This window comes from Streptomyces morookaense (assembly GCF_013030945.1).
Classification (GTDB): Bacteria; Actinomycetota; Actinomycetes; order Streptomycetales; family Streptomycetaceae; genus Streptomyces; species Streptomyces morookaensis.
Genome location: NZ_JABBXF010000206.1, coordinates 1 through 603 on the forward strand (window position 1 = coordinate 1; position 603 = coordinate 603).

At 72.8% G+C, this 603-nt stretch carries 1 protein-coding gene; it reads right to left on the minus strand.

What is annotated here, in order from left to right:
* Positions 1 to 554, minus strand: a 554-nt coding sequence (locus HG542_RS34175) for a TetR/AcrR family transcriptional regulator (RefSeq protein ID WP_171088324.1), incomplete at its 3' end; no start/stop codon positions are given.
* Positions 555 to 603 lie beyond the last annotated feature (49 nt).

The following is a 603-nucleotide window of genomic DNA, read 5'->3' on the forward strand; positions in this document are numbered from 1 at the left end:
GCGTCGCGCAGGGCGCGGGTGAGGGCGTTCCAGTCGGCTTCTGCGTCGGCCGTCTGGTCCCGGGTGGCGTGTTCGGCGGCGGTTGCGGTGGCGTGCTGCAGCAGGACGTCCACGCCCCAGGCCGCCTGCGCGGCCGGGACGCCCCCTTCGGCCAGCAGTGCCAGCAGCGTCTCGACCAGGCGCAGGTAGTGTTCGCCGCTCGGGCGGGCCACCAGGGCGGCGCGGGCCAGGGCGGGGTGCTCGAAGAGCATCGCGGTGTATGCGGTGAGCAGCGCCTCCAGCCGCTCGCGCCAGGTGCCCTCGGAGGGGACCGGCCCGACCGTGCCCAGCAGTCGGTCCAGGACGGCCGCGTGCAGTTCGTCGGTGTTGGCGAGGTACACGTACAGCGAGGCCGGGCCGGTGTCCAGCTCCTGCGCCAGGCGACGCATGGTGACCTTCTGCAGGCCCTCGGCCCGCATGATCTCCACGGCGGCCGTGACGATGCCGTCCCGGGTCAGCGCGGGTTTGGCGGGGCGCTCCCGGCGGCTTCTCGGGGTGGCGGGGCGGTCTGTCATACCCATCAGGCTAACGAACGCGTTCGTTGCGAACAAGGTCGTGACAAAC